Origin of the sequence: Pseudomonas sp. MWU13-2862, from assembly GCF_023242495.1 — a bacterium.
In the GTDB taxonomy this organism is placed as follows: Bacteria; Pseudomonadota; Gammaproteobacteria; order Pseudomonadales; family Pseudomonadaceae; genus Aquipseudomonas; species Aquipseudomonas gingeri_D.
Map to the genome: position 1 here is coordinate 79121 of NZ_JALMEZ010000022.1, position 24024 is coordinate 103144.

The following is a 24024-nucleotide window of genomic DNA, read 5'->3' on the forward strand; positions in this document are numbered from 1 at the left end:
GATGAATGGGCTTTGCGAACATGAGCGATAACACAGCTTCCCCGGACGCCGCTGTACCGGCTGCCCCTCAACCTGCCGGCTCGCGCCGTTGGCTGGGCCTTGTGCTCGGGCTTTGCGTGGCCGGTACGGTGGCGGGCGGCCTGGGCTGGTTTTTCCACCACAAGCCGGCCGCCCCGGCGCCGGAACTGGCCCTGGAAAAGCTCGGCGTCAGTCGCCCGGATGCGTTGCTGGAAACCGCGTCGCTGAGCCAGTTGCCCAAGGACCTGCTCAGCGTGCCGTTCCTGCGCGACACCCTGACCGAGGATTTCGTTTTCTACTACGAAACCCACGGCGACCGTCTGGGCCTGATCGGCAGTCTGCGGCGGATCATCTACGAGCATGACCTCAAGCTGCAGGACAACCTGATCGAGCAACTCTTCGACCAGCCGGCGGATATCGCCCTGTGGCGCGGTGCCGATGGTCGGCTCAAGGACTTCCTGCTGGTGATGGACCGCGGCGGCCTGGCCAAACTGCTTGAGCCCCTGGCCCATGTCGCCCTGGACGACACCCAACTGACCAAGGTCGGCGAAGTGAAAGTCGGCGGCGACAGCGTGCCGCTCTATCGCCTGGCCTACAACGCCAGCAAAGCCCTGCTGTTCGCCTCCCGTGGCGATAAGCTGGTGGTGTTGTCCAACCCGGACAGGCTCTATGAGCAAACCAGCGACGACAGCGAAGTGGCACCGGGCGAGGTTTCGACCCAGGCCCTGGCGGCGTTGCTCAATGGCGACAAACTGTTCCCCGAAGCCTTCGGTCTCAAGCCCCGCGAAACGGTCGTGAAGCAGCGCATCTCGATTGCGTCCAGCGTCCTGGCCATGGGTTACCAGCGCTTTATCCCCAACTTCGCCGGCCTGCGCCTGGATATGGACGACAAGGGCTGGCACAGCTTTCTCGCCCTGGATGAGCAGGACAAAGCCGCCGACTTCGATTTCAAGCCGATCTGGCAAGCCATGCCGGTAGGCGCCAGCGCCTGCGTTGCCCTGTCACTGGCCGCCGAGCAGCAACAACCGCTGTTGGTCAAACTCGGTGCCGACGAGGCCACCGCGAAGAAGCTCACCGAACACATGAGCGGTGCCGCCGGACTCTGCTGGTACGCCGACTCGCGCCTCTATACGCCGTTGCTGGTGGCCAACCTGACCAAGGACAACGACAGCCTCGACGCCGACCTGGGCAAACTCTTCGGCTCCATGGTCGGGAGCAAGGAAAGCAATGTCGACGGCGGTCTGTTCCCTATCGCTGAGCAACAGAAAGACGGCGTCCATGAGTGGAAGCGCCAGGTCAGTTCGAGCTTCGGCCAGTACGCCGCCAAGGAAGCCGAGAACCCCGACGCCATCACCGGCAAGGGTTTCTTCCGCGTAAGCCTGGCGCGACACGGTTCGACCTTGCTGTTCTCCCTGGACGACAAGCTGGTGGACAAGGCCCTCGGCACCCTCGACAAGCACTTCCCGCCGCTGGCCGACGTGCTGCCCAAGGATGTGCTGATGCCGGTCTACCTCGGCCCGGATTCCCTGGCGCAACTGATGCAACAGGAAACCCTCGACAGCCTGCCCCAGGACATGGAACCGGTGTTCCGCAACGCCGCCCAGACCCACCTGATTCCCAAGCTGCAAAAGCTCGCCGGTTTCGGTAAGTATGCCCTGACCCTGCCGGAAGGCAGTGAGCCGGACGGCCACTGGCAGTGGTTGCCTTTGCAATGGCGTGCAATGTGATTCCTCTGTTCAAGAGGTTGGGCTTGCTGGCGCTACTACTGAACACCGCGTTCAGTGCGCCCGTATTCGCCCTCGAAACACCGCCCCTGGATGTCGAGCAGTCCCAGGTGTTCCGCGCCTGGTTCGTGCGCATCGCCCAGGAGCAACTGACCCAGGGCCCGAGTCCGCGCTGGTACCAGCAGGACTGCGCCGGCCTGGTGCGCTTCGCCGCCAACGAAGCGTTGAAAACCCATGACGACAAATGGTTGCGGGCCAATGGCTTGTCCAACCGCTACCTGCCGCCCGAACTGGTCCTGAGCGAGGGCCAGCGCAACCTGGCCCAGCAATGGCAGCAGGGCGGCGGCAAGGTCGGGCCCTATGTCAATGCGATCAAGCTGATCCAGTTCAACAGCCAACTGGTCAGCCGCGACCTCAACCAGGCGCGGCCCGGTGACCTGCTGTTCTTCGACCAGGGCGACGACCAGCACCTGATGATCTGGATGGGCCGCAACATCGCCTATCACACCGGCACCACCACCCCCACCGATAACGGCATGCGCTCCGCCAGCGTGCAGCAACTCATGACATGGAAGGACACCCGATGGATACCCGATGCAACGAACCCCAACTTCATCGGCGTCTACCGGCTGAACTTCCTCTCTCGATGAACGGGTCTCCCATGAAGCGTCTGTTTTCCCGAATGGTTTTCGCCCTGGCCGTGCTGCTGCCGGTTGTCGCCGGCGCCGCCGATGATTCCGTGCCGCCGAGCAACTACACGCCGGTGGCCGGCGAGAGTTTCTTCCTGCTGGCCGACAGCAGCTTCGCCAGCGACGAGCAGGCCCTGGTCCGCCTCGAAGCACCGGGCCGTGACTACCGGCGTTTCCGCATGGAGCCCTACGGCGGCGCGGATATCCGCGTGTACCGCATCGACCAGCCGCTGGAATTCCTCAAGCGCCAGAAAAATCTGCATCGGGTGGTCAGCGACGGCCAGTTCAAGGGTGAAGGGCTGTCCAACACCCTGGCCTACCTGTGGGACAACTGGTACCGCAAATCCCGTCGGGTGATGCAGCGGGCGTTCTCCTACGAGTCGCGCAAGCAAGTGACCGAGGAAGTACCGGAACTGAAAATGGGCCAGGCCATCGCCGCGCCGACCCCGTATGACAACCACCCGCAATACGCGCCGCTGCCCGGCCTGCCGCTGGTCAGCCAGTTCCGCTACCCGCTGTGGGACGCCAAGCCGATCCAGCCGCCGAAGGGCGTCGACCTGGCCGGCTCCTCCAGCCAGTTCATCAGCGTCGCACCCGGCAACGTCTATATCCCGCTGGGTAAACTCAAGCCGGGCCTGTACCTGGTGGAAGCGCTGATCGGCAAATACCGTGCGACCACCGTGGTATTCGTCTCCAACACCGTGGCCGTGAGCAAGATTGCCGGCGACGAGTTGCTGGTTTGGGCGGCACGCAAACATGAAGGCAGCTCGGTACCGAAGGTCAAAGTGCTGTGGACCGACGGCCTGGGCGTCATGAGCAGTGGCGAGACCGATGCCGATGGCCTGCTGCGCCTCAAGCACGTCAGCCCGGAGCGCTCGTTCATGATCGGCGAGGACGACGAAGGCGGTGTGTTCGTCTCCGAGAACTTCTACTACGACAGCGAAATCTACGACACCAAGCTCTACGCCTTCACCGACCGGCCGCTGTACCGGCCGGGGGATTGGGTATCGATGAAGATCGTCGGTCGCGAATTCAAGAATGCCCGTGACTCGGTCAACCCGACCACCGCCCCGGTGCGCGTCAGCGTGCTGGATGCGACCGGCACCACCTTGCAGACGTTGGACCTGAACCTGGACGCCAAGTCCGGTACCCAGGGCCGTTTCCAACTGCCGGACAACGCCGTGGCCGGCGGTTACGAGTTGCGTTTCAACTACCGCGACCAGACCTACAGCAGCGCCTTTCGCGTCGCCGAATACATCAAGCCGCACTTTGAAATTTCCATGGACCTGGCCAAGCAGGACTTCCGCACTGGCGAGCCGATCAAGGGCAAATTGCTGCTGCTCTACCCGGACGGCAAGCCAGTGGCCGATGCCCGTGTGCAACTGAGCCTGCGTGCCCAGCAACTGTCCATGGTCGACAACGAGCTGCAATACCTCGGGCAATTCCCGGTGGAACTGACCAGAGCCGAACTGACCACCGACGACAAGGGCCAGGCCGTGCTTGATCTGCCGGCTGCAGAAAAACCGAGCCGCTACATGCTCACCGTGTTCGCCAGCGATGGCGCGGCGTATCGGGTCAAGACCACCAAGGAAATCCTCATCGAGCGTGGCGCGGCGCGCTATCGCCTGTCGGCACCGCAGCGTTTCAGTGCAACCGGCGAGAAGGTCGCGTTTGGCTACGTCAGCGAGTCCACCGTCGCTCAGCCCAATGCCGGCACGCCGAGCACCTATAGCTGGGTCCGCCTGGAAGACCAGTCCACCGGTGGCGGCAAACTTGGCGCCGCTGACAAAGGCTTCAGCGTCACCTTCGACCGTCCCGGCACCTACAACCTGTCGCTCAAGGACGACCACGAACGCATCCTCGGCGCCACCGGCCATTCGGTGACCGGCGATGGCGTGAAAGCCGTGCCCGGCACCGTGGAAATCCTTCTCGACAAACCCGAGTACCAGACCGGCGACGAAGCCCTGGCGCTGATCACCTTCCCGGAGCCGGTCACCGACGCGCTGCTGTCTCTGGAACGCGACAAGGTCGAGGCCACCGCGTTGCTGTCCAAGGGCGGCGACTGGTTGCGCCTGGAAAAAATCAGCGACACCCAATACCGTGCGCGGATTCCGGTGAAGGACAACTACGCCCCCAACCTGACCTTCTCGGTGCTCTACACCAAGGGCGGCGAATACAGCTTCCAGAACGCCGGCCTCAAGGTCACCACACCGCAGATCGATGTGGCCATCTCCACCGACAAGGACAGCTACCAACCGGGCGACACCGTCTCGGTGGACCTGACCACCCAGTTCGCCGGCAAGCCGATCCCGGCGCACCTGACCGTCAGCGTGGTGGATGAAATGATCTACGCGCTGCAACCGGAAGTGGCGCCGAGCATCGACCAGTTCTTCTACCACCCACGGCGCAACAACGTGCGCACCAGCGCCAGCCTGTCGTTTATCAGCTACGACGTGGCATTGCCGGGCAGCCCTGGCGCGCCGGGCAAGGCCAACCGCAGCGAGCGTGGGGTGAAAGTGCTGGAGCGGCCGCGTCGTGAAGACGTCGACACCGCCGCCTGGCAGCCGGAGCTGGTGACCGACGCCAACGGCAAGGTGCGTTTCACCTTCCGCATGCCGGACTCCCTGACCCGCTGGCGCATCACCGCCCGGGCCATTGCTGATGCCGGGCAAGTGGGGCAGAAGAACCAGTTCATCCGTTCCGACAAACCGCTGTACCTGAAATGGAGCGGCCCGACCCACTTCCGCACTGGCGACCAGCCGAAGCTTGGCCTGTTCGCTTTCAGCCAGGCCGACAAACCGGTCAAGACCGAACTGGTGATTCGTTATGCTGGCCAGGAACAGCGCCTGCCGCTGTCCCTGAACAAAGGCATCAACTACATCCCGCTGCCGGCGACCCCATTGAGCAGTGGCGACTGGAGTGCCGAGCTGCAACAGGATGGCAAGCCCCAGGATGCCCTGGCGGTGCGCTTGAGTGCAGTGGGTGATGGCTGGCAAGTGACACAAAGCCAGAGCCTCAGCGTGGCCAGCGGCGACACCCCGCTGAACCTGCCGGCGGACGCCAGCGATATTCGCCTGCGCCTCGACGACAGCCCGCAAGCGCTGTTCCGCGCCAACCTCGACGACCTGCTCAGCTACCCCTACGGCGGCGTTGAACAGACCGCCAGCCAACTGCTGCCATTGAGCATCGCCTACCCGGCGCTGTCGGCCAACGCCCAGGTCCGCGACCGTCTGCGCCTGATCATGCAGAACAGCCGCCTGCGCCTGGTCTCGATGGCTGGCCCGGATGCCTGGTTTACCTGGTGGGGTGAAGATGTCACACCGGATGCTTTCCTGACCGGTTACGCCTATTACGCCGACTGGCATGCCAGCAAGGCGCTGGGTATCAGCTTGCCGCCGGATCACTGGCAGCGGGTGCTGGATGTCTACGGCAAACAGGCTTCGGTCACGCCGTTGCTGCAACGGGCGCTGGTGCTGTCGTTCGCCAAGGACATGCAGTTGCCGGTGAGCACCCTGCTGAGCGGCCTGATGGACGAACTGGCGAAAGCCGGCGAGGGCGCCGACGGCAACCTGATGGACGATGGCCAGGACAGCGTGATCATGAGCGCACCGGATTCGGCTCTGGGCCTGGCCAGTGCGCGGGTACTGACTGCTGCCCTGGCGCGCCAGAGCAAAGTCGCTTTGCCGGATGCGTTCAGCAAGCAACTGCCCGCGGCCGAACAGCGCCTAGGCGCCAGCTCGCAGCCGTTCGCCAGTGCCTTGAACCTGTCGATCAAACCGTTCAACGCCGACCTGGCCCAGGACCTGTTGCAGCGCCTGCTGCCGCAGCAATCCACCCTGGAGCGCGCATTGGCCCTGACCTGGCTGCAACGCAGTGTCGAGCAGACTCCGAAAACGCTCACCCTGACCCCGGGCGAAGGTTGGCAAGCGCGGCAGGGCGGGACCGGTGAAAACTACTGGCAATGGCAGGGCGCGGGTATCCCGAGCGTGCTGACCGTGAGCGGTGCACAGGAGCGTCCATTGCGGGCCAAACTGAGCTACCTCAGCCAGCAGAAAATCCCGGACGACCTGCCGGTGCAGATCAAGCGCCGCCTGCTGGAACTGGTGCCGGGCGATGACGCCTACACCTTCAGCCTCAAGGCCGTGGGCGACAAACCATTGTCCAGCGACAGTCTCTATCTGGACGAAGTGATCCTCACCACCAAGAGCCCCAAACCGCTGCGCTACGGCATGCTGGAAGTGCCGTTGCCGCCAGGTGCGGACGTTGAGCGCACCACCTGGGGTGTCAACCTCGCTGGGTTGGCCGGTGCCGAAGCCACGCCGTTGGAGAAGGCGCACTTCGAACCGGGGCAGATGGCCTACGGTGTGCCGGTCAACAGCCTCAACGGCGAAGTGCGTCTACGCCACCTGATCCGCTTCTCGCAGAAGGGCCAGTTCAAGCTGCCGCCAGCGCGTTTCAGCCAGATCTATGCGCCAGAGCATCAGGCCCAGGAACAGAAGCCGGCCCTTGGGCAGATCACGGTCGAATGACATGACCCGCCCACTGGCCTGGCTACTGTTGTGCATCGTTCCTCTGCTGGCGACGGCAGAGGAAGCGCCCTTGCGTCTGGCCTGGAAAACCGTCGACGGTTATGAGCTGGTGCAGTTGAATACCACCCAGGTGCTCAACCGCGAGCCGCTGTCGGCGGATCTGCAAACACCGCTGGGGAGCCTGTGGAAACTCTTTGTCTATGCCTGGTTGGTGGACACCAACCAGCAGGAGCCGGCCTACGATTGCCATGGTCAGGATCATGAGGAAGTCTATTGCTGTACTCCGGGGGGCAGCATTGCCCGGGATGCTGCGTTGGTCCGTTCCTGTGGTTTGTACTTTGATCCCAAGCGTTTGAAGATCGATGACGGCCAATGGCGCGATTACTGGCAGGCACGGCAGGCGCCCACCTGGCTGTTGAGTTTCAATCAACTGCAACCGCAAACCCGTGTGCCCGTGGTGCAACTGCTGGAAGCGTTACGCACGCTGCCGGCTCAGGCGACTGCGCGCAAACTGCTACTGGACGTGGTGCTCAATGCCGCCGATGGTCAGGCGGTGGGGCTGTTGGGCGGGCGCGTGCGGGTTAAGACGTGGAGCTGGCTTGGCGACCATGACTCGCAGTCACGGCAGGGCGGTTTTGCCGGTTGGCTGGAAGACGGTACGCCGCTTTGGGTGGGTGGTCGCGGCACCAGCCAGATGGTGCTGCGGCACTACTCGGATGTGCTGGGCAACTTCTTGCCATCACCGTCGTCCGAGGATGCCGGGCGTTGCGTGCAGGTCGATCTGTTCTCTCGTTATCCGCTGAAAGGCGTCACCCGCGCCGACGGCCAAGCCGCTCCCAACGGTGCCTTGCAAGGCCACTACCGAGTTGACTTCGCCAACGGCAACCAGTTGGAGATCGAGAGCGCGGGCGAACTCTTCCTGCTGCAGAACGCCGGCCAGCCGCAACTGGTCGCCCGGCTGGACCGTGAGGAATATGTCGCCCGCGTCCTGCAACGCGAAGCCAAGACCGAACCCATCGAAGCCGCCAAGGCCCTGGCCGTGGCGATTCGCACCTACCTGTTGCAGAACGCTGGCCGTAGCGGCGACTGCCTGAGCATTGACGACAGCAGCGGCCGTCAGCGTGTTGCTCCACGTCCTGCCACTGCCGAAGCTCGGGGTATCGCGGCCTGGACCAGCGACCTGGTGTTGGCGGGCAGTCCGGTGACCTATCACTCTGACCAGCCCGGCCCGGACAAGCTGTCCTGGCAACAGGCGGTGGAACAGGCCAACGGCGGCGAGCGTTACGACCAGATTCTCCAGCACGCTTACCCGCGCGCGAGCCTGAGCCGTTGGGACAACCCGGTGGCTTCGTGCGAACCGTTGCCAGCGGCGCAGGAGTGGCTGCTGAAACAGCGTCGCGTCTGGCGTCAGCGCCTGGACCAGGAAGTCGGCTATAACGAATTGAGCCAGTTTGCCGTTTGCCGGGTGTCCTATGGCCGGCCCTATGTCGACCGCGAACGCCAGCGCATTTATGTGCGCGGCGTGCTGACCCAACAGGACCGCCTCGATCTGACCCATGAATACCTGCACCTGGCGTTCGAGGCCCATCCGAACGGCCAGGACGAAGATTACGTCGAAGGGCTTGCCCGTCACCTGTTACTGGAATAGGCCATGAAATTGCGCATCTCCACCGTTGTCCTGTTCCTCAGCGCCCTGGTTGTGCTGAACGTGGCTCATGCCGACAGCGGCATCCAGCTCGACACCCCCAAGGGCGGCTGGCACGCCGGCTCCCCGGACGGCGAACACTTCCGCCAGACCGTCAACTACCCGGCCTCGTCGGTCAACACCCCGGCGGGCCAGGCGGACACGGCGCGGATCATGGGCATGATCAAGGGCGCCCCGAAGAGTGCCAGGGTGCCGGGAAACCTGATCATCAATGGCGTGAGCATGCCGTTGAAGATCGATGAGTCGGGGAATTTTGATCGGCCGTTTTCGTTTCCCACTGGGAGCAACAGCGTTGAGGTACGTAGCCCGGATGGGCAGCAGCGCAAGCGCGTGCAGTTTCTGAATGTGGGCGGTGGTGCTACGCCGGCCAAGTTGCGGATTCTGTTGTCGTGGGATACGGACGGCACTGACCTGGACCTGCATGTGGTGACGCCGGATGGCGCGCATATCTGGTACGGCGACCGTGTTGCCCCCAATGGCGCGGCGTTGGATGTGGACGTGACCACGGGTTACGGCCCGGAGATTTTCTCCATGCCCGCACCGATCAAGGGCCAGTACCTGATCTATGTGAACTACTTCGGTGGCGGTTATCGCAGTGACGATGACGAGAGCGGCGGGCAGGAAAATGCCGTGCAGCCTCTGACCACGGCGAAGGTCACGGTGATTACGGAAGAGGGGACGGTGAACGAGAAGATGGAGTCGTTCATCGTGCCTATGCGGGCACCGGGGGAGCTGACGTTGGCGAGGCGGTTTAGTTACCCCTGAGAATGCCCCGGTCCTGGCCTAACGTGTCGCTGTTTTGCGGTTTTGACGACACGTGGTGGGGATATGTCGCTGACGGCGACATGAGGGAATAACGTGTCGCTGAAATCGAGTTTTAGCGACACGTCGGAAATTTCGCTCTTATCTGATCCCAAATGCTGATGCTCGACGAGGATGTTGGGCGACAGACAGTCTCTGTGTGATGGTTAACGATGCGCGGCTAAGGTAAAGAGGGGCACGTCAGCATACGCCGCTGGGCCGGCTCCTCCCATAATCGGTAAAGTCCCGACCCAGGTCGATCTATTGGAAGCCGCGCCTACCATGCCTAATAAACTGCCCATTAATCTCGATGACCTGTTGCGCCAACGCACGGTTGAAGGCGAGCGCATCGAGTACAAAACGGGCTGGAATCCTGACGCTATCCTGCGCACGCTCTGCGCTTTCGCCAATGACTTTGAAAACCTGGGTGGCGGCTATGTGGTCATCGGGCAGGATTGTGATACAGACGGTCAGCCGCTGTTTCCTCCTATGGGCCTGGCCGATAATCAACTGGATAAAATCCAGCAGGAATTGCTGGCGGCCTGCCAGTTGATTCAACCCGCGTACTTTCCGGTGCTCAGTGTGGAACGGGTCGAAGGTCGTAACCTGATCGTTTTATGGGCACCCGGCGGGCAGAACCGGCCTTACAAGGCACCAGCCTCTGTGACCGCCAAGCAGAAAGTCTGGCATTACTACATCCGCCGCTTTAGTAGCACGGTGGAGGCCAAGGGCGAGGTCGAGCAGGAACTATTGAGCCTCACTGCCAAGGTGCCGTTTGATGATCGCTTTCATCAGAGAGCGCGTGTCACCGAACTGTCGAAGCCGTTGATGCAGGAGTTCTTGCAGGAAGTGGGCAGTGCGTTGGCAGATGAAGCTGCGAGCTTGTCTGTTGAGGCGCTGGGGCGGCAGATGAATGTGGTCGGCGGTCCAGTGGAGTCGCCTTGGCCGAAGAACATTGGTTTGCTGTTTTTCAATGAGTCGCCCGAGCGCTTTTTCCCAGGTACTCAGATTGATGTGCTGTGGTTTCCTGATGGGCCGGGCGGGGATCGCTTCGACGAGAAAATCTTCAAAGGCCCGTTGGCCAGTATGATTCGCGACGCGCTGAGCTTTATTCAGCGTAATTACTTGCAAGAGACGGTGATCAAGCACCCGGATCGTGCCGAGGCCACGCGGTTCTGGAACTTTCCTTTCGCAGCGGTTGAAGAAGCCCTGGTCAATGCGGTGTATCACCGATCTTATGAAGAGCGGGAACCGATTGAGGTTCGTATCAGCCGCGAAGAATTAGTGATTTTGAGCTTTCCGGGACCTGATCGCTCCATCCGCCTGGAAGACTTTCAGGCCGGTCGGGTGGTGAGCCGCCGCTATCGTAATCGACGCATTGGCGAGTTTCTTAAGGAACTGGACCTGACTGAAGGTCGTTCGACGGGCATCCCGAAAATACTCAAGGTGATGGCTGCCAATGGCTCGCCTGCACCGTTATTTGAAACGGATGATGAGCGGCTTTCCTATCTGGTGCGGTTGCCGGTTCATCCGCGTGCAAAGGTTCCTGACGCGACGACTATGGAAGTCACCATGGAAGTCACCATGGAAGTCGCAGAGCTGCTCAAGGTTGTTGCGGGCGAAATGAGCCGTCAGGAACTACAGGCTTCAATGGGATTGAAGAACGCCGATCACTTCCGCAAAGCCTATGTTTTGCCTGCTCTCACTGCGGGCTATCTGGAAATGACATTAGCCGACCATCCGAAGAGTCGCCTGCAACGGTATCGCCTGACTGACGCCGGCCGGCGCTGGCTGGCGGTTGAGCTGAAAAGGTAAACCTGTTTTGGTGGCTGAAGAATGTGTGATTTGTTGAATGGTGATGTTTCCCCGATAGAGTTTCGAGATCGGGAGCATATTTCCCTTTTTCTATCGGGTTCATTGGAGGGTGGCAGCATTGACGATGCGGCTGAATCCTTCGGTGTCGTGATTCGCGCTTATGGTGTGGACAAGATGGCCCGTGAGTCGGGACTGTCCGTGGAGCATCTTGCTCGTTCATTTGGCGACAGAGGCGATCCTGATTTGAGCACCGTGCTGGCGGTGATGAAGGTACTGGACATACTCCTGACCACTCGAGTGAAGGACGAGCGGGAGGACGACTGATTTTTTGATACGTGCCTGCGTCAGTCACCACCAAGTGGCTAGGTGGTTTGCCGCCCCAAGGTGTCCAGGTACAGCGTGTCAGCCCCGATCTGAATATCCAGTTCCGTCCATTCAACGGTCCAGCCATCGTTGCCAATGGCAGCACCAGCGAATGCCTTGGAATCGTGCAATGGCTTCAAGCCCGGGTAGTGCTTGATATCGTCGTTCAGATCCAGGTCGAAAACCTGCCCGTTCACAAAGGTCAGCTTCAGCGTGAAATCCGGGTGTGCCTGCACAGCCTGCAGGCGAGGGCGTTTCATGGATGTCATTTTTCCACTTAGCTAACAGCTCTGTCCGGTTATGCACTCACCGCTATCATTCATTTGTGGATAAGGTCGCCTGACAGAGGCCTTGGATTCAGTGCAGGTTACTGGCGGCCAATCGTTTCAAAGCAATTTCAAGCGATTGATCGTCGAACAGCTTGTCTTTACGAGCGGCCGCATTTGCTCCACCTTCCCAATCTTGTAAAGCCTTGCGCACCGCAGGAATAGTCGGCTCCACGTTTTCGCGATACAACAACCAGTCCACCGTGGCCAATAGTTCCATACCAAATGGCGATTCGAAACCATCAATCAGCTGTGTGGTGCTTTCCAAGACGTTTGTGAACTCTTTGGCTTCAGTCTTCAGGTAGGCCTGCAAAAAGGACTTTCGTTCCTGATCGAACCAGATCACATCGTTGATGCCCGCATCACTGATGCGTTTATCGCAGTGCAGGTAGCTACCGTCGAGGTTGTCGAGCAGGTGATCCAGGCGGTTGGCATAAGGTCCATATTTGTGGGCGACGAACTGCAGATTTAAAGGATTCTCCGTGCCTGGGAGTTTTTCGATGGCGCGCTCGAGAAACCAAGCCAGCTTTTGGATTTCAAGCAGGCTGCATTCCATGCCTAAAACCCAGTAACGGCGAACCAACTCGGCGATGAGGGCTCGTGCTGGTGTCAATTTTTTCATTGCGTCGGTGCCGCACATGATGCCAAGACGTCCTTTGATCAGTAGGTGATGGTGGGTTAGCGTTTCGGTTTGATAGCGCCCCATTTTGCATGAGTACTCATCGTCGTCATCAACTGCGGTCGCCCATCAGGCCCCGAGTAGTCGGGGCCTGATGGGCGACCGCGGAAGTCACCGCGGAAGTCACCGCGGAAGTCACCGCGGAAGTCACCGCGGAAGTCACCGCGGAAGTCACTAAGTAAGTCGTCCACCGCTCAGAGCGCTTAACCCGGTGACCTTCGAACATGCTGGTGCTGTGCCGCAATCAAGTGGTGCTGCAACCGTCTTAAAAATCCCGCCTCGAAAGCATTGCGCCGATCCCCTTCCGGATGGTTGATACGTGCCTGCGTCAGTTGCCACCACAATGGCTGGGTGTTTTGCCGTTCCAGCCAGCGCTCCGCACAGCGCGTACCGCTGGCGATTTCCTGAGCAAACTGATCATCCCAGGGTGTAGGTGGCACAGAAGGGGAATCGGTTGAGGCATTGACGTGAACCATGGCCGGTGAATCGGATAATGGCGGAGGATGCCGCCGCTGCAAGGCCAGATCGTAAAGCGTAAGGGCATCCTCGATCAGTTTGTCAGCCAAGTCCTTTTGTTGTTGATCCTCAAAGGCTAGCGAGCGGGCACCGTCCAGGCAGAGCCGGGCGGCATGACGTAGCCGATCGACCGCTTCGTCGTGGCTCAGGGTGGCGAGTTTGATCAGAGCGGGGATGGGCAAGCGGGAGAGTAATGAGCGATCAATCATGGAGGTGTTCTCCGTGATCGAGCCATGTTGACGCCAGACAGTGTGGGCGGTGCCCGTGCGTAAAAGGAGGGTAGGTCATTTTCCTTATGGTCCCTGGTTGGATTAAGGAACCGCCATCCGCCGTTCTGACACGGTTAGGGTGGCGGACCGCACGAGGGTCAGAAACCGGCAACCAAGGAAACCGGCCAGGCCGAAGCCTGCCTCGCGCGGTCCACCATAGATGCAGCAGCCAGACGCCCAAAAGTGCCGACTACGGGTAGCTATGGCGCGTGCCGCGCCCTGGTTGTTCGAGTTCTGACACTCGGTCACGGGAACGCCCGTGACTCAACCAGACTAATCGAAGGGGGTAGAGCTGTTTAAGTTCCAGTGGGACTTAAATTTCGTGCGAAGTATCCGATAGAGGCAGGGAAATGTCTTGCGGTTCGTGTTGCGCGCGTTTGGTCGGGGGCTAGGCTCTGGCACCATGGAAGTCACCATGGAAGTCACCATGGAAGTCACCATGGAAGTCACCATGGAAGGCGATTGAAAACTGAGCTGCTGCTTCTGATGTGTTGTTGAGGTTTGATTTCAGCGATGCGTTCGTCCAGGAGGTGCCGCTAGACTTGTCACTGCGGAATTGTCCAACGGTCTGTTGGACAATTTTCGCTCTCTCCGATCAGGCATAGACCTCAAGTTCAGGACCGTCCTCAAGAGCATCAGCTATGGATGGTTAAAAACTTTCCTTCTCCCCTGGACCTCCGCCAGTGTCTTGATGGAGGCCTGGTTTTTGAGAGCGTTCGAAGCGGCTCGGCATTGAGCGAGCTGGTTCTCTATAAGAGCAGCCAATCGCTGCAGCGACGCCGATGTAAACCGAGCTCAAGCACAGACTACGTCGTCCTTTTGTTCGGTTTCCTCGACAGTGCCTTTATCGTAGAGATCAACCTTGTCGAACAGAATTCGGAACACCACTTTCGCGATCTTCGAAGCCAGCAGCGGAGGCACTGCGTTACCAACCTGGTGGAACTGTTCTGTCCTGTTACCTTGGAAGAAATAGTTATCAGGAAATGTCTGGATACGAGCGGCTTCCCGGACAGATAGGCTGCGGCACTGGGTTGGGTCGTAGTGGATGAAGTAATGCCCATCCTTGGATATGTGGCTGGTAATGGTGGTCGCAGGCTTGTCCTCCAGTTGAACTCTGAAACGATCACTGAACTTACCGCTTTCCCAGTTTTTATGATCTGGAGCTAGCCCCTCTAAAGAGAATCCTTTATGGCCTTTGGGGGATGTGCCGTGAATTCCTGCGTAAACAGAGGCAAACAAGTATCTGCGCAGATCGGTTGGCATGTGCCCACGGGCCTCGTGGTTCAACCAGTAGTTCAGGTTTGGGTCCAGATACCAGTTGTCCAAGCTTGTGTCGCCAGTTGAACCGTCATCCTTTTTTGCTGCTCGTTTTACCCGTCGTGCTCCAGCGTTTTCTGGTACCACTGAGGGCTCGAACTCTTTCTGAAGATCTCGGAGCGTGCACCACATTTTGATATCTACAGGGCTGGTTTGAGCGACTAGGTGGCTACGTTGTTCGGAAACGACGGCAGCCCAGTTTGCCTGGCTATCAGCCATCTTGGTCAGGCCGCTACGGAGTCTTGGCAGTTCCTTCAAAATCTGGCCAACCGAGATCACTGGTTCGCCTGACTCTAGCTTGACGTCCTCTTTCGACGCTGGAAGGCTGTCGGTGGCAATGCCTAGCAGAATGACTCGGTGCCGTGCTTGCGGAATACCGTAGTCCTCAGCCTTTATGATGAAGGCCCTTGGGTCAATCTTATCGACATCGTCACCTGGTCCGAAGGATGCGCCGGTTGCTAAGGAGTAGATTCGATATTGTTTTCCCGCACCTTTTTCAAGCGCCTGACCAGGATCTGAAAGGTCTTTCAGGATGTTTGAGAAAATTCGCTCGTTGTTGATTTTCGAAGACAGGATGCCTTTCACGTTCTCCATCACGAAGACTGTGGGCTGCTTTTCCCGAATGATTCGCAGGTATTCCTTGTAAAGGAAGTGACGGTGATCGTCTTCAGCTTTGTAGTCGGCCTTGGCCTGATTACGAGCCCGCCCCACGATCGAATATGCCTGACATGGAGGCCCACCGATCAGAACCCATGGGCGTTCCTCCGTAAGCCCATACTCTAGGGCGTCATCCAGGATTGTGTTGCCGTCTTCGCTTCCTAGCGTGATGCATTTGGCTTCCTCTCCCGCTTTGTCCCAGAGATCTTGCGTATCAGGGGATGGCGAGAAGGCTTCTGGCGCTTTAGGGTCATTGCAGTAGCTGTAATATTCGGCAAGACGTTCTGGCCTGTCTTTTTTGAGCAGTCTGTAGAAGGCCCTTAGACGGAGCGTTTGCCAGGCCTTGGGGTCCTTTTCTGCTGAGACGACGATTTCGAAGTGTTTACCCGCGCCAGACGACGTGAAGCCTTCGCCCAGCCCTCCTGGGCCGGCAAAGAGGTCTACGATCTGGATCGGTTTCGATAGCGATCCGGTAGGCTCAAGGGGCATATCTTTTGGCAGCGCCAGGTTCATCTGGGAATCATTCATGGACATAGTCAGCAAAGAAGTCAGGTCTCGCATGATGGCTGGCATCCGCAGCAGTAATACCTCCCCTGAAATGAAGGTTCGAAGGTTGCTGCATCGGCATGGCTTCAGGTATCGCCTGCACCAAAAAGGTCTTCCAGGAAGACCCGATTTGGTGCTGTCTCGCTACCGGGTCTGCATCTTTGTTCACGGCTGCTTCTGGCATCGGCACCCAGGCTGCAGATATGCCACCACACCCAAGACTCGAGAGGAGTTCTGGCGATTGAAATTTGACCAGAACGTGAAGCGAGACCTCAGGATTCGCAACGAATTGCTGCAGCAAGGGTGGCGTGTCTTTGAGCTGTGGGAGTGCGGTATACGCGGACCGGAAACGGATATGAATTGGCTACTGGAAGCCGTGCAGGATTGTAATCAAAAATTCGTATCGTGGCCCGCCTTTCCTGCATCACCTCCCTTGTGAGGTGCTCAGTATTGGATTTCGAGGCGTTCGAGAAGATATTTCAGGGCTCCTTTTTCTCCTTTTGAGAGATGCAGCCGCCCTCCGGCGAGCTTGCTCAATGCATCCATATTTCTTGGAGACGCTAGCCCGTTTTGCTTGGCCATAGCCATAATATCTTCCGCTTTGGAGGTAAGCCCTACGAGGGCCACATCGAAGTCGAGTTCTTGATCACGAGCCGAGCCCTTTGCCCCTTGCCTAGAGTCGTCAATATAGTCTTGCATGGCTATACCGCATTGGGTGATCGACGTATCTGGAGTCCCAACCCGCCCCTTCACATGCAGCTCCCAACAGAACTCGCGCTTGGCAAATTCGGAAATATTTCTTACATTATCAGGTGGGGACTTCAGAAGATCGGCCACTTTCCGCGCCACTGTACACATCCAGTCTAACAGTGCTTGTGGCACGTCTTGCTCACGCCAGATTCGGTCAAGATCGATCTGAAGTCCGAGATCTCGAAAGCTTTGGGCACAAGCTGCAACGCTATAGGTGACAATTTGTGCTTTGTATCCACGGTCACACTGATACCACTCACATTTCAATACGGCTTCATCGAGCTTGGTGAATAGTAAGGCTTTAGCAATAGATCTTCGAAACCACGTTTCTGTTACTTTCGATCCATCTCCTAACCCTATAAGTACAGAGGTTGTGAATCGATTGAAACATTTTTGTGCTCCCTCGCTGACGTGGTGAGGGCGCCCATCGAACGTAAGCTCATACTTTGCAAGGTCGGTTTTGGTGATTAGATGTTTTTTTGGGTATATGAGTTGCAGTTTGTTGCGTTCGGATGTCGATTTGTACGCGAATAGGTTTTTATACTGGCCTCTTGCGCGTTCATAGAACCATTTTTTGCTGTATAGGGCTCCGGCCTGCTGGGGGACTGAAGTCTCCTTGGATAGTCGCTCAATCTGGATCTGTACCGGACTATTCGATGCCAAGTCCGCCAATGAAACCTTATTCTGGGTATTGGCATATTCAGAAATACGTGGCACTACTTCCTCAAGTCTCTTTTCGTCAACAACCGAAAGCTTTACTTGTATATAAACGTGGCTCAGGTCTCTGTTTTGAGCATCACGTGCATAAAGCAGGGACGCGGTGGTTTGGCCGCCGTTGACGATCTGGAAATCTTTTATGTGGGAAATCGCTAAAGCACCATTTTCTAGTTTTCGTGTGCATACTGATGATGCTGTTGCGGTGACTCCATTGTTATATGCGAAGAACATGCCCGGCTCTTCGGCTATGGTTCGGAGAATTCCTTTGTTGACTCCAGTTCGAGCTTGTAAATAGGTCCTGACATTTTGCTCAAGAAGGCGATTTCCGAAAGTTGCAAAAATTTTTGCGAGGACGGTCCCTGAAATGGCAAAAAGATAGCTTTGATAGTAACTCTCCGCGCCGTTCGATGCTGGCAAGCATTCGATGCAGCCGCCAAAGTCTTCATCAAAGTCTACTTCCACCGGTTCCGTTCCAGTGGACGAGATCTTTACATATCTCTCAAGGTCCAGAACATTGACATGCAGAGTGGTGTTATCTAATTGCTTGGTTTCGAATACGTTTTTTCGTATTCGAAGATGGCCGTTGGTAAAAACGATCACGCGTAGCCGCTTTATTCTGCTCCTATATTGTTGGATAAGAATTGCAAGTTGGTAGGCCGGGCTTGCCTCTTCTAGGCTCGCTAGAAATTTTTGGCTTGTGGATATTTTGAAAAAGCGCTCTACACTATCTATGGCCTTATCGATATCCCGACCTATTATGGTTGGAAGAAGTGGCTCTTGGTGGTATAGGCAGGTTGCAAGGTACAGGTCGCCAGACTCTTCTGCTACATCACCTTGTAAATCCAACGCATATCCGTCAACACGATATCCCCCGACTCCTTCTTTGAGAATAGGGCAATACTCCATGTCGGGAGTATCACCATTTTCTGCGGCAAGTACGGAGTAAGTCCGGAAAAATTCGGTGATCTGTAATTCGTGATCGGCTATGCTGCCTATTCGGATCTCTTCCAGAAGCTCAGCGTAGTCAGCTTGAAAGTCAGCCATTGATCAATAGCTCCAAGTCCGATTGTTCTATTAGGTAGGGGCGTATCGAGTCGCAGGAAATTTCGTACTGTGCTTTGATAACTCCTTTTGGAACTGTTGAGGGGGTCAAAAGCGGAAAGTTTTCGCCAATACGGTAAATCTTAATAAGGTCCAAGTTGAATGCTTCATTAATATAGCTGGCATCATGCTGGTAACCTGCAAGCAACAGCTTTCGTTGGAACTCCATCAGCCCTGAGTGATTTTCAAAAAGCCGAAATTTTATTTCTTCAATCAGAGACTTAAGACTTATTCCACTTTCCGATACTGTGAAACGATGTAGGGCAATGCAAAGCTCCCGATTATCACCATTAAGCTGGTCTAGGGAGGAGACCTTAATTGTAAAGGGTTGAGTTGAGAGCTGAGATTTTACCTCGATACGCACATAGTTGAGTCCGATGTCATTTGCATCTCCCTCCGGGCCACGCCAGCTACGAGCGACAACCCCAGGTTCAATGCCACAATGATCAATGATCCATAAGACCATTCTGAGTTCGCCGAGTAACCCCAGCCGCTCTTTGAAAGACATTTCATACAATCGCCCACGACGTAGCAATTCCGCCCAACGGTTGAGCCGGGTACCAAAAATCCCAACTGCTCCCTCAGGAGTTTCCGCTCGAGAGGAGGCTTCGGCCAAATCGCAACAGATAATGGAGAAAATGTCCTTCAGCTGATGATCAGTAAGGCAGAGTATTAGGCTGCAGATGCCGTCCGATTCTCTCGGAGTGGTGGAAATGTTTTCGAATTCGGGTAACACAACCTGATCTAGGGCGATAACACTAGACTCCAGCGTGAACTCCCGCTTCCCGGTGGTTGAGTAACCAATGAAAAGATCAAGAAGATGATCTGGGTAGACTCGGAAACGTCCAGCATTTCTCCCGAGGTGCGCGATATCATCCCATTTAGCGATGAAATCAATTTTCATCGTCGAAATCCTCATCGGACTCGAGCTCTTCTCGTTGACGTTGCATCATTTCGGCTAGGCGCTTGGTGGCGAAGTACTCTCGTTGCTGTGGGTCAATTTCAGTTTCTGGGAATGCTAGGCTAATGGAGACAACAGGTGTTGTTTTGTCGAAGTTGAGTTTGTTGATTTTTTTGTCTTTGAGCTCGAAATCCATTAGATGAATCAACAGCAAAGGGCGTGTTCTGGCCATCAGATGTTGTGCCTCCGGACTAGAATCCGGATAGCTATCCTTTATTTTAGGCATCAACAGCCCGATTTCGGTTCTTTCACCATATGGTAGATCAAATTCTGCAGAGTCTGCTACTACGCTATTTGCAGTTATTTTTACTACACTTGGATCGTCTGATTTTATGACGCCAGAGCGACGATTGCGGCAGTAGATTTTATTTTTCGTATCAACCGGAAATGGAAAGTCCATACCTGCTTCGCCTGTTCGCCGAAATGGTATTGCGATATCCCACATCGAGAGTTCCCCCGAAGCTCTGTCGGATATATAGTCAAGTACAAGGCTGCTATTGCCGTTTCCGAATGCGAACTGCAGTTGGGGTAATTCGAATTTGCGCAATATGTCTTGGATAAAGGAAACACTTATATTTATCCAGACCAGTGCGCCATCATCTTCTACTTTGTGCTGGCTCAGGTCTGAAGTGAGATTTTCTATCAATGAGGTGACTGTTGTGTAGTGCTTGCTATTTATTTTGTTGTCGTTGAAAAGTTCATAAGCCTGAAGGTGTTTCATGGACAGATCCAGTGCCATAACTACCGGCTTTGCACCACGCATTTTATTCGCGGCGGTGATTGATATTCCGGTGGGGCTCTGGCGAACTTTTAAACCAAACTCGTTAGGAGTGATTTTCATACGTTCCATGCGTACGAGGTCACTGCGCAGCTCTTCTACAGCTCCACTCACTTCACAAAAATCTCCCAGCATTTCCTCAGTAGTATGAATTCGGCAAATTTTTTCATAACCGTCTCTGTATCCAAACCAGCGCCCTATTTGCAGAAGGGTATCTGCAGCCCCAACGTTTCTCAGCACATAGGAAACGGTAAGTCCTTCCAGTGTCAATCCTCTTGCTAATGCAAGGCCTCCGATAGCGATCACATGAACTCCGGACTCTGGTGCTTTCGAATAATCCAGTCCGCCACCTTTCATGTTTATGAGTTTTGCTTCTACAGAAGCTAGTCCTCGCTTCAGGGCCGAACGAATGTCATTCCAAGTATGGTCTACTTGGTTGGAGTATTCTTTTTCCCAAATGTTGTGCAGCTGTATCAAGAGTGGTGAGCTATCCCATGAGTTACTAGATGCCCATGCGTCAACTGCTTCATTCAAATCTTGCAGCAACAGATAAAGCAGATCATGGACTTGCTTCTGAATAGCGTTGAATCTGCTGACATTCACCAGCATTGAAGAGTGTTGATGCCCTTCGCCATCTAAAACCCTAATGGCGCGAGTGAGAATATATTCATATACTGCCTCTTTGAGGCTTTGTGGCAGTTGAGTAACCAAGTCCCCGGACTTATGCTTTAGAGGTAGTAAGTCCTTGTAGTCATTGGGGATCTCCCGAACGCAGTGTTTAAGCAGATCCGCTTTTTCTGAAAAAAGCCTTTCAGCGCCAACATAGTTATCTGGTGGCTCAAGAGACTTTATGAAGTGTTCGGGGAAAAGATCATTGTTAAGCATCTCGTCTTCAGTGTCTGGATCAATAAATATGTTAGCAAAAGGAGTTGCTGTATAACCAACATATGAAGAGCGTCGTGAACATTTTAATAGCTCGCGAATTCTTGAATTTATTTTTGTGGTTTTCTTTGGATCTTTAGACGTGTTGATAGAGGCATTGTCTGCTTCATCGTCGATTAGAAGCATTGGGCCGTCGAGAGGCATTCCGGGTTTAAGATCGCCTAGCCAAGTAGTTAAACTTTCAAGGACCTTTTCATTTTTTTTAGTTACGAAAAGTATGGGGTCTGCAAAATTTCCCTCTTCTGCTGTGATACCTTTTGTAATGTTGACATTGAAGTCTGTGCTTTGGGTCGTTCCGCAGAATGGTTGTCGCTGACGCATATTTTCATTGTCCGGCCCCCTAAGGACATAGGAAATTGGGTACGTCTCTGAAATTAACCTATCTCCAAGAGAGGACTTTCCGACAAAGGATTTATCAAGCCTGATTTGGGTTTGATACCTCAAAGAGTTGGTCAGCCCCGCGAGGACGACGATTATTCTGTATCCGGCATCTGCTGCTTTGGCAATCAAAGCGGAGTAATTTGTTGTTTTACCTGACTGGACGTGTCCCATTACCAGCCCTCGACGACGCCAATTTGCGTTCTCTTTGGGGTCTCCCAAATAGCCCAGAATTTCATCTGTGACTTTGTCGATAGATTGGACAACTTGTACGGGAAGGATGGAGTGGTCAGTCCAGTACTTGTTGAGTCGACGCCAGTAATAGGACTGTAGCTCTGCTTTTCTATTCGGATACCACTCTTGGAAGTCGGTTTTTAGTGCGTGACCAATGCCCTGTTGCGTACCATATACAGTTTCTAGGTGACGGATTAGCCGTGCTTTCAAGTCTTCGCTTAGCAGTGCTGATATGTCAGATGAATTTTTTACGTGGTTTTCCAGAAAGCCGGAGGGCACAGGTAGGCGGCCTTGAATTTTTTTGTCAATTTCAATTTTAAGATATCCCAAGCTAGCATTAAATTCCATTTTTTAGGCCCCATTTTTTTGCTGTATTATTTCGAATGTAGCTTTCTGTGTAAGTCAGTTGACTTGAAAATGGTTCGAATTTTGAGACGTAACTGAGGAAATTATCAATGGTTGACTGATCCTTATGGTCTTGTAAATGGTTGATCATGCATTGGTCCAGTAGCGCTTCGAATTCTTCAACTGATGTGGTGCATTGATTGATCCCGAGATCAGCATCTTTAATGAACATATCTGTTGGGAAATAAGATTGGAGTAATTGCAATACACCTTCAAAATCTGCGGCGGTTCCTCCTTGTGCCAGCAGTCGAGATATCATGGGGTGATCTCGGTTTGCTTGATAACGAATTTGGCCGTTTTTGACATACCTGCGCCAAACTGCTTGGACCTCATGGCGGTCGAGAGAGAGCCCCTTGTTTCGATGAACGCGAATGGATCGATGGTTGAAACGCCGAACGATTTCTTGCAGGCGGCGCTTTAAAATCGCTGGTAGTTGTGCATCAGATTTGTCGACTGTGATTCGCCAGTCGGTATCTAGAGTATTTGGCAGATCTACCCTGACTCGGGTCAGTTGAGTTAATTCACTATGAGGAACCAGTCGGAACCATGTTCCGTAGATAATTAGTCGTCTATTTCTGTAGACATAAAACCCCTGATTTCGGACCATGCCTTCTGGACCACCAAGGAGTAGTTGGTCCTCTGTCGACAGCTTTGAAAAGTGAGGAAGTACGTAGGGTTGAATCTTGATTTTTTCGCCGCTTGGCATGAGAATACTTTCGGCGTCAAGCGTTTGGGTGGCATCGTGAGATGTCATGAATGGATCGATTGGTGTGAGCTGATGATTGTTAATGAAGATTGTCAGACGCCTATTGTTCTCACCTGCAAGATAACGATGAAATATCAGGGAGAGTTTTTGTATTGCATGGGCAATATCCCGCGTTAGCGACTCATCAACTGACTTACAGTTTTCCCAGTCCAGTAGTCTGTCTGATCGACTCCATATCACCTCAGTCCCCGTGGGTGTTTCTGGAAGGCGATATAGTAACGGAAGCACTTCATCTCCCTCTAGGATTTCCATGCCCCAGTCATCGATGTCATCAATATCCCATCGAGCAGCGGTCAGAGCACTTCCTTGCCAAGAAGCGACGGTCAGAACCCGGGCTTGAGAAACAGATGCCGATTTGAGGCCCCATCCGAACCTACCAAGATCATCAGGTTCGCGGATTGTCTGGGGATTGGAGCTCGCGGGGCGCATGGCAACAGTGAGTGTTTCTTTGTCCATACCCACACCATCATCCCGGATCCGCACCACGACATCATCGGCCTGTGGATAAAAGTCGATATCAACCCGCTTTGCCTTAGCCTTGATGCTGTTATCTACCAGATCAGCCAGCGCCGCTGCCAGATCATAGCTGCCGAAGCTTCTGGCGGTAGCCATCAGATCCTTAGCCAATGGCGGATTTGAGATCTTCATTTTCCCTCCTGGAGTCAAACTGCGTCCTAAGGCCACGACAAGGCTACAACACCAGTGGGAGAGGCCTTTCGTGCGGAGCTTAAGCAGAAAGGCACAATGCTAGCATTTGCTGAGACTAGCTTGTCTCCCCCTTTTTGTGAGGGGCATGATGGTTGCGCCGCTCAAAGGCCTAGAAACACTTTCCAGTGGGGCGGATACGGAGAGGTGGTCTACAGGTCTGGATTTTTGTTGGACAAGCCTACTGCATCCCGTAGTGGCAGGCGCAAGCGTTCAGGACAGTCTAGGAAACTTCAGTCAGAGGAAAGTGAATTGTCTTGCTGGTACTGCAAGATTGCTGAAAAAGGATGGCTAATTTACAGGTGTTAAAAACTGAAAAGGGGAGCCGCGCTC

At 55.5% G+C, this 24024-nt stretch carries 15 protein-coding genes and 1 pseudogene; 8 read left to right on the forward strand and 8 right to left on the reverse strand.

Features of this window, described 5'->3' with window-relative positions; genetic code table 11:
• The first annotated feature begins 20 nt into the window (after window positions 1-20).
• The 7 genes from M5C56_RS29945 (at window position 21) to M5C56_RS29975 (ending at window position 11605) form a co-directional block, all read left to right on the forward strand.
• Window positions 21-1745, forward strand: coding sequence for a DUF2138 domain-containing protein (locus tag M5C56_RS29945; protein ID WP_103497121.1), 1725 nt, complete (start codon window positions 21-23; stop codon window positions 1743-1745).
• Window positions 1742-2392 (forward strand): DUF1175 family protein, encoded by a 651-nt coding sequence (locus M5C56_RS29950; protein WP_177145654.1) that lies wholly within the window; start codon window positions 1742-1744, stop codon window positions 2390-2392. The genes M5C56_RS29945 and M5C56_RS29950 overlap by 4 nt, the downstream gene beginning before the upstream one ends.
• Window positions 2389-6960: an alpha-2-macroglobulin gene (locus M5C56_RS29955; protein WP_103497115.1), complete on the forward strand. Its 4572-nt coding sequence runs from the start codon at window positions 2389-2391 to the stop codon at window positions 6958-6960. Before M5C56_RS29950 ends, M5C56_RS29955 begins: the two co-directional genes overlap by 4 nt.
• 1 nt (window position 6961) lies before the next feature.
• On the forward strand, window positions 6962-8608 hold the full coding sequence (locus M5C56_RS29960) for a DUF2300 domain-containing protein (protein ID WP_103497116.1): 1647 nt from the start codon (window positions 6962-6964) through the stop codon (window positions 8606-8608).
• Between the two features lie 3 nt (window positions 8609-8611).
• Complete coding sequence (locus tag M5C56_RS29965; protein ID WP_103497117.1) at window positions 8612-9430, forward strand: DUF2135 domain-containing protein; 819 nt, start codon at window positions 8612-8614, stop codon at window positions 9428-9430.
• A 318-nt stretch (window positions 9431-9748) separates the two neighbouring features.
• Complete coding sequence (locus M5C56_RS29970) at window positions 9749-11281, forward strand: Fic family protein (protein ID WP_103497118.1); 1533 nt, start codon at window positions 9749-9751, stop codon at window positions 11279-11281.
• 21 nt (window positions 11282-11302) lie between these two features.
• Window positions 11303-11605 (forward strand): transcriptional regulator, encoded by a 303-nt coding sequence (locus tag M5C56_RS29975; RefSeq protein ID WP_103497119.1) that lies wholly within the window; start codon window positions 11303-11305, stop codon window positions 11603-11605.
• 38 nt (window positions 11606-11643) lie between these two features.
• Here the strand turns inward: M5C56_RS29975 and M5C56_RS29980 are convergent, their stop codons facing one another.
• The 4 genes and pseudogenes from M5C56_RS29980 to dcm form a co-directional block, all read right to left on the reverse strand.
• A complete protein-coding gene (locus M5C56_RS29980; protein WP_348648053.1) occupies window positions 11644-11904 on the reverse strand; it encodes a DUF2442 domain-containing protein in 261 nt (86 codons plus the stop codon).
• 97 nt (window positions 11905-12001) lie between these two features.
• Window positions 12002-12589 (reverse strand): annotated as a pseudogene (locus M5C56_RS29985) (Appr-1-p processing protein); the annotation flags it as partial.
• A 263-nt stretch (window positions 12590-12852) separates the two neighbouring features.
• Window positions 12853-13374, reverse strand: a complete 522-nt coding sequence (locus M5C56_RS29990; protein WP_100941575.1) for a LasR-specific antiactivator QslA — start codon at window positions 13372-13374, stop codon at window positions 12853-12855.
• A gap of 855 nt (window positions 13375-14229) precedes the next feature.
• A complete protein-coding gene (dcm, locus tag M5C56_RS29995) occupies window positions 14230-15936 on the reverse strand; it encodes a DNA (cytosine-5-)-methyltransferase (protein WP_247263425.1) in 1707 nt (568 codons plus the stop codon).
• A gap of 34 nt (window positions 15937-15970) precedes the next feature.
• On the opposite strand from dcm, the gene M5C56_RS30000 reads away from it, so the two are divergent.
• The gene (locus M5C56_RS30000) at window positions 15971-16393 is read left to right on the forward strand and encodes a very short patch repair endonuclease (protein WP_349292294.1); all 423 of its coding nucleotides are present in this window, start codon (window positions 15971-15973) and stop codon (window positions 16391-16393) included.
• Between the two features lie 5 nt (window positions 16394-16398).
• Here M5C56_RS30000 and M5C56_RS30005 read toward each other — a convergent pair whose 3' ends face one another.
• Genes M5C56_RS30005 through M5C56_RS30020 form a run of 4 tightly spaced genes read right to left on the reverse strand, consistent with a single transcriptional unit; the run spans window position 16399 to window position 23634 of the window.
• Window positions 16399-18465, reverse strand: coding sequence for an AIPR family protein (locus M5C56_RS30005; RefSeq protein ID WP_218227280.1), 2067 nt, complete (start codon window positions 18463-18465; stop codon window positions 16399-16401).
• The gene (locus tag M5C56_RS30010; RefSeq protein ID WP_218227281.1) at window positions 18458-19426 is read right to left on the reverse strand and encodes a PD-(D/E)XK motif protein; all 969 of its coding nucleotides are present in this window, start codon (window positions 19424-19426) and stop codon (window positions 18458-18460) included. The genes M5C56_RS30005 and M5C56_RS30010 overlap by 8 nt, the downstream gene beginning before the upstream one ends.
• On the reverse strand, window positions 19416-22163 hold the full coding sequence (locus M5C56_RS30015) for a Z1 domain-containing protein (RefSeq protein ID WP_103498233.1): 2748 nt from the start codon (window positions 22161-22163) through the stop codon (window positions 19416-19418). The genes M5C56_RS30010 and M5C56_RS30015 overlap by 11 nt, the downstream gene beginning before the upstream one ends.
• Window positions 22153-23634 (reverse strand): ATP-binding protein, encoded by a 1482-nt coding sequence (locus M5C56_RS30020; protein WP_103498234.1) that lies wholly within the window; start codon window positions 23632-23634, stop codon window positions 22153-22155. The genes M5C56_RS30015 and M5C56_RS30020 overlap by 11 nt, the downstream gene beginning before the upstream one ends.
• Between the last annotated feature and the right edge of the window lie 390 nt (window positions 23635-24024).

Bases quoted from the DNA above. Each gene is read 5' to 3' on its own strand.
- M5C56_RS29945 (WP_103497121.1), top strand. From the start codon at position 21: ATGAGCGATAACACAGCTTCCCCGGACGCCGCTGTACCGGCTGCCCCT.
- M5C56_RS29955 (WP_103497115.1), top strand. From the start codon at position 2,389: ATGAACGGGTCTCCCATGAAGCGTCTGTTTTCCCGAATGGTTTTCGCC.
- M5C56_RS29960 (WP_103497116.1), top strand. From the start codon at position 6,962: ATGACCCGCCCACTGGCCTGGCTACTGTTGTGCATCGTTCCTCTGCTG.
- M5C56_RS29965 (WP_103497117.1), top strand. From the start codon at position 8,612: ATGAAATTGCGCATCTCCACCGTTGTCCTGTTCCTCAGCGCCCTGGTT.
- M5C56_RS29970 (WP_103497118.1), top strand. From the start codon at position 9,749: ATGCCTAATAAACTGCCCATTAATCTCGATGACCTGTTGCGCCAACGC.
- M5C56_RS29975 (WP_103497119.1), top strand. From the start codon at position 11,303: ATGTGTGATTTGTTGAATGGTGATGTTTCCCCGATAGAGTTTCGAGAT.
- M5C56_RS29980 (WP_348648053.1), bottom strand. From the start codon at position 11,904: ATGAAACGCCCTCGCCTGCAGGCTGTGCAGGCACACCCGGATTTCACG.
- M5C56_RS29990 (WP_100941575.1), bottom strand. From the start codon at position 13,374: ATGATTGATCGCTCATTACTCTCCCGCTTGCCCATCCCCGCTCTGATC.
- dcm (WP_247263425.1), bottom strand. From the start codon at position 15,936: ATGAATGATTCCCAGATGAACCTGGCGCTGCCAAAAGATATGCCCCTT.
- M5C56_RS30000 (WP_349292294.1), top strand. From the start codon at position 15,971: ATGGCTGGCATCCGCAGCAGTAATACCTCCCCTGAAATGAAGGTTCGA.
- M5C56_RS30005 (WP_218227280.1), bottom strand. From the start codon at position 18,465: ATGGCTGACTTTCAAGCTGACTACGCTGAGCTTCTGGAAGAGATCCGA.
- M5C56_RS30010 (WP_218227281.1), bottom strand. From the start codon at position 19,426: ATGAAAATTGATTTCATCGCTAAATGGGATGATATCGCGCACCTCGGG.
- M5C56_RS30015 (WP_103498233.1), bottom strand. From the start codon at position 22,163: ATGGAATTTAATGCTAGCTTGGGATATCTTAAAATTGAAATTGACAAA.
- M5C56_RS30020 (WP_103498234.1), bottom strand. From the start codon at position 23,634: ATGAAGATCTCAAATCCGCCATTGGCTAAGGATCTGATGGCTACCGCC.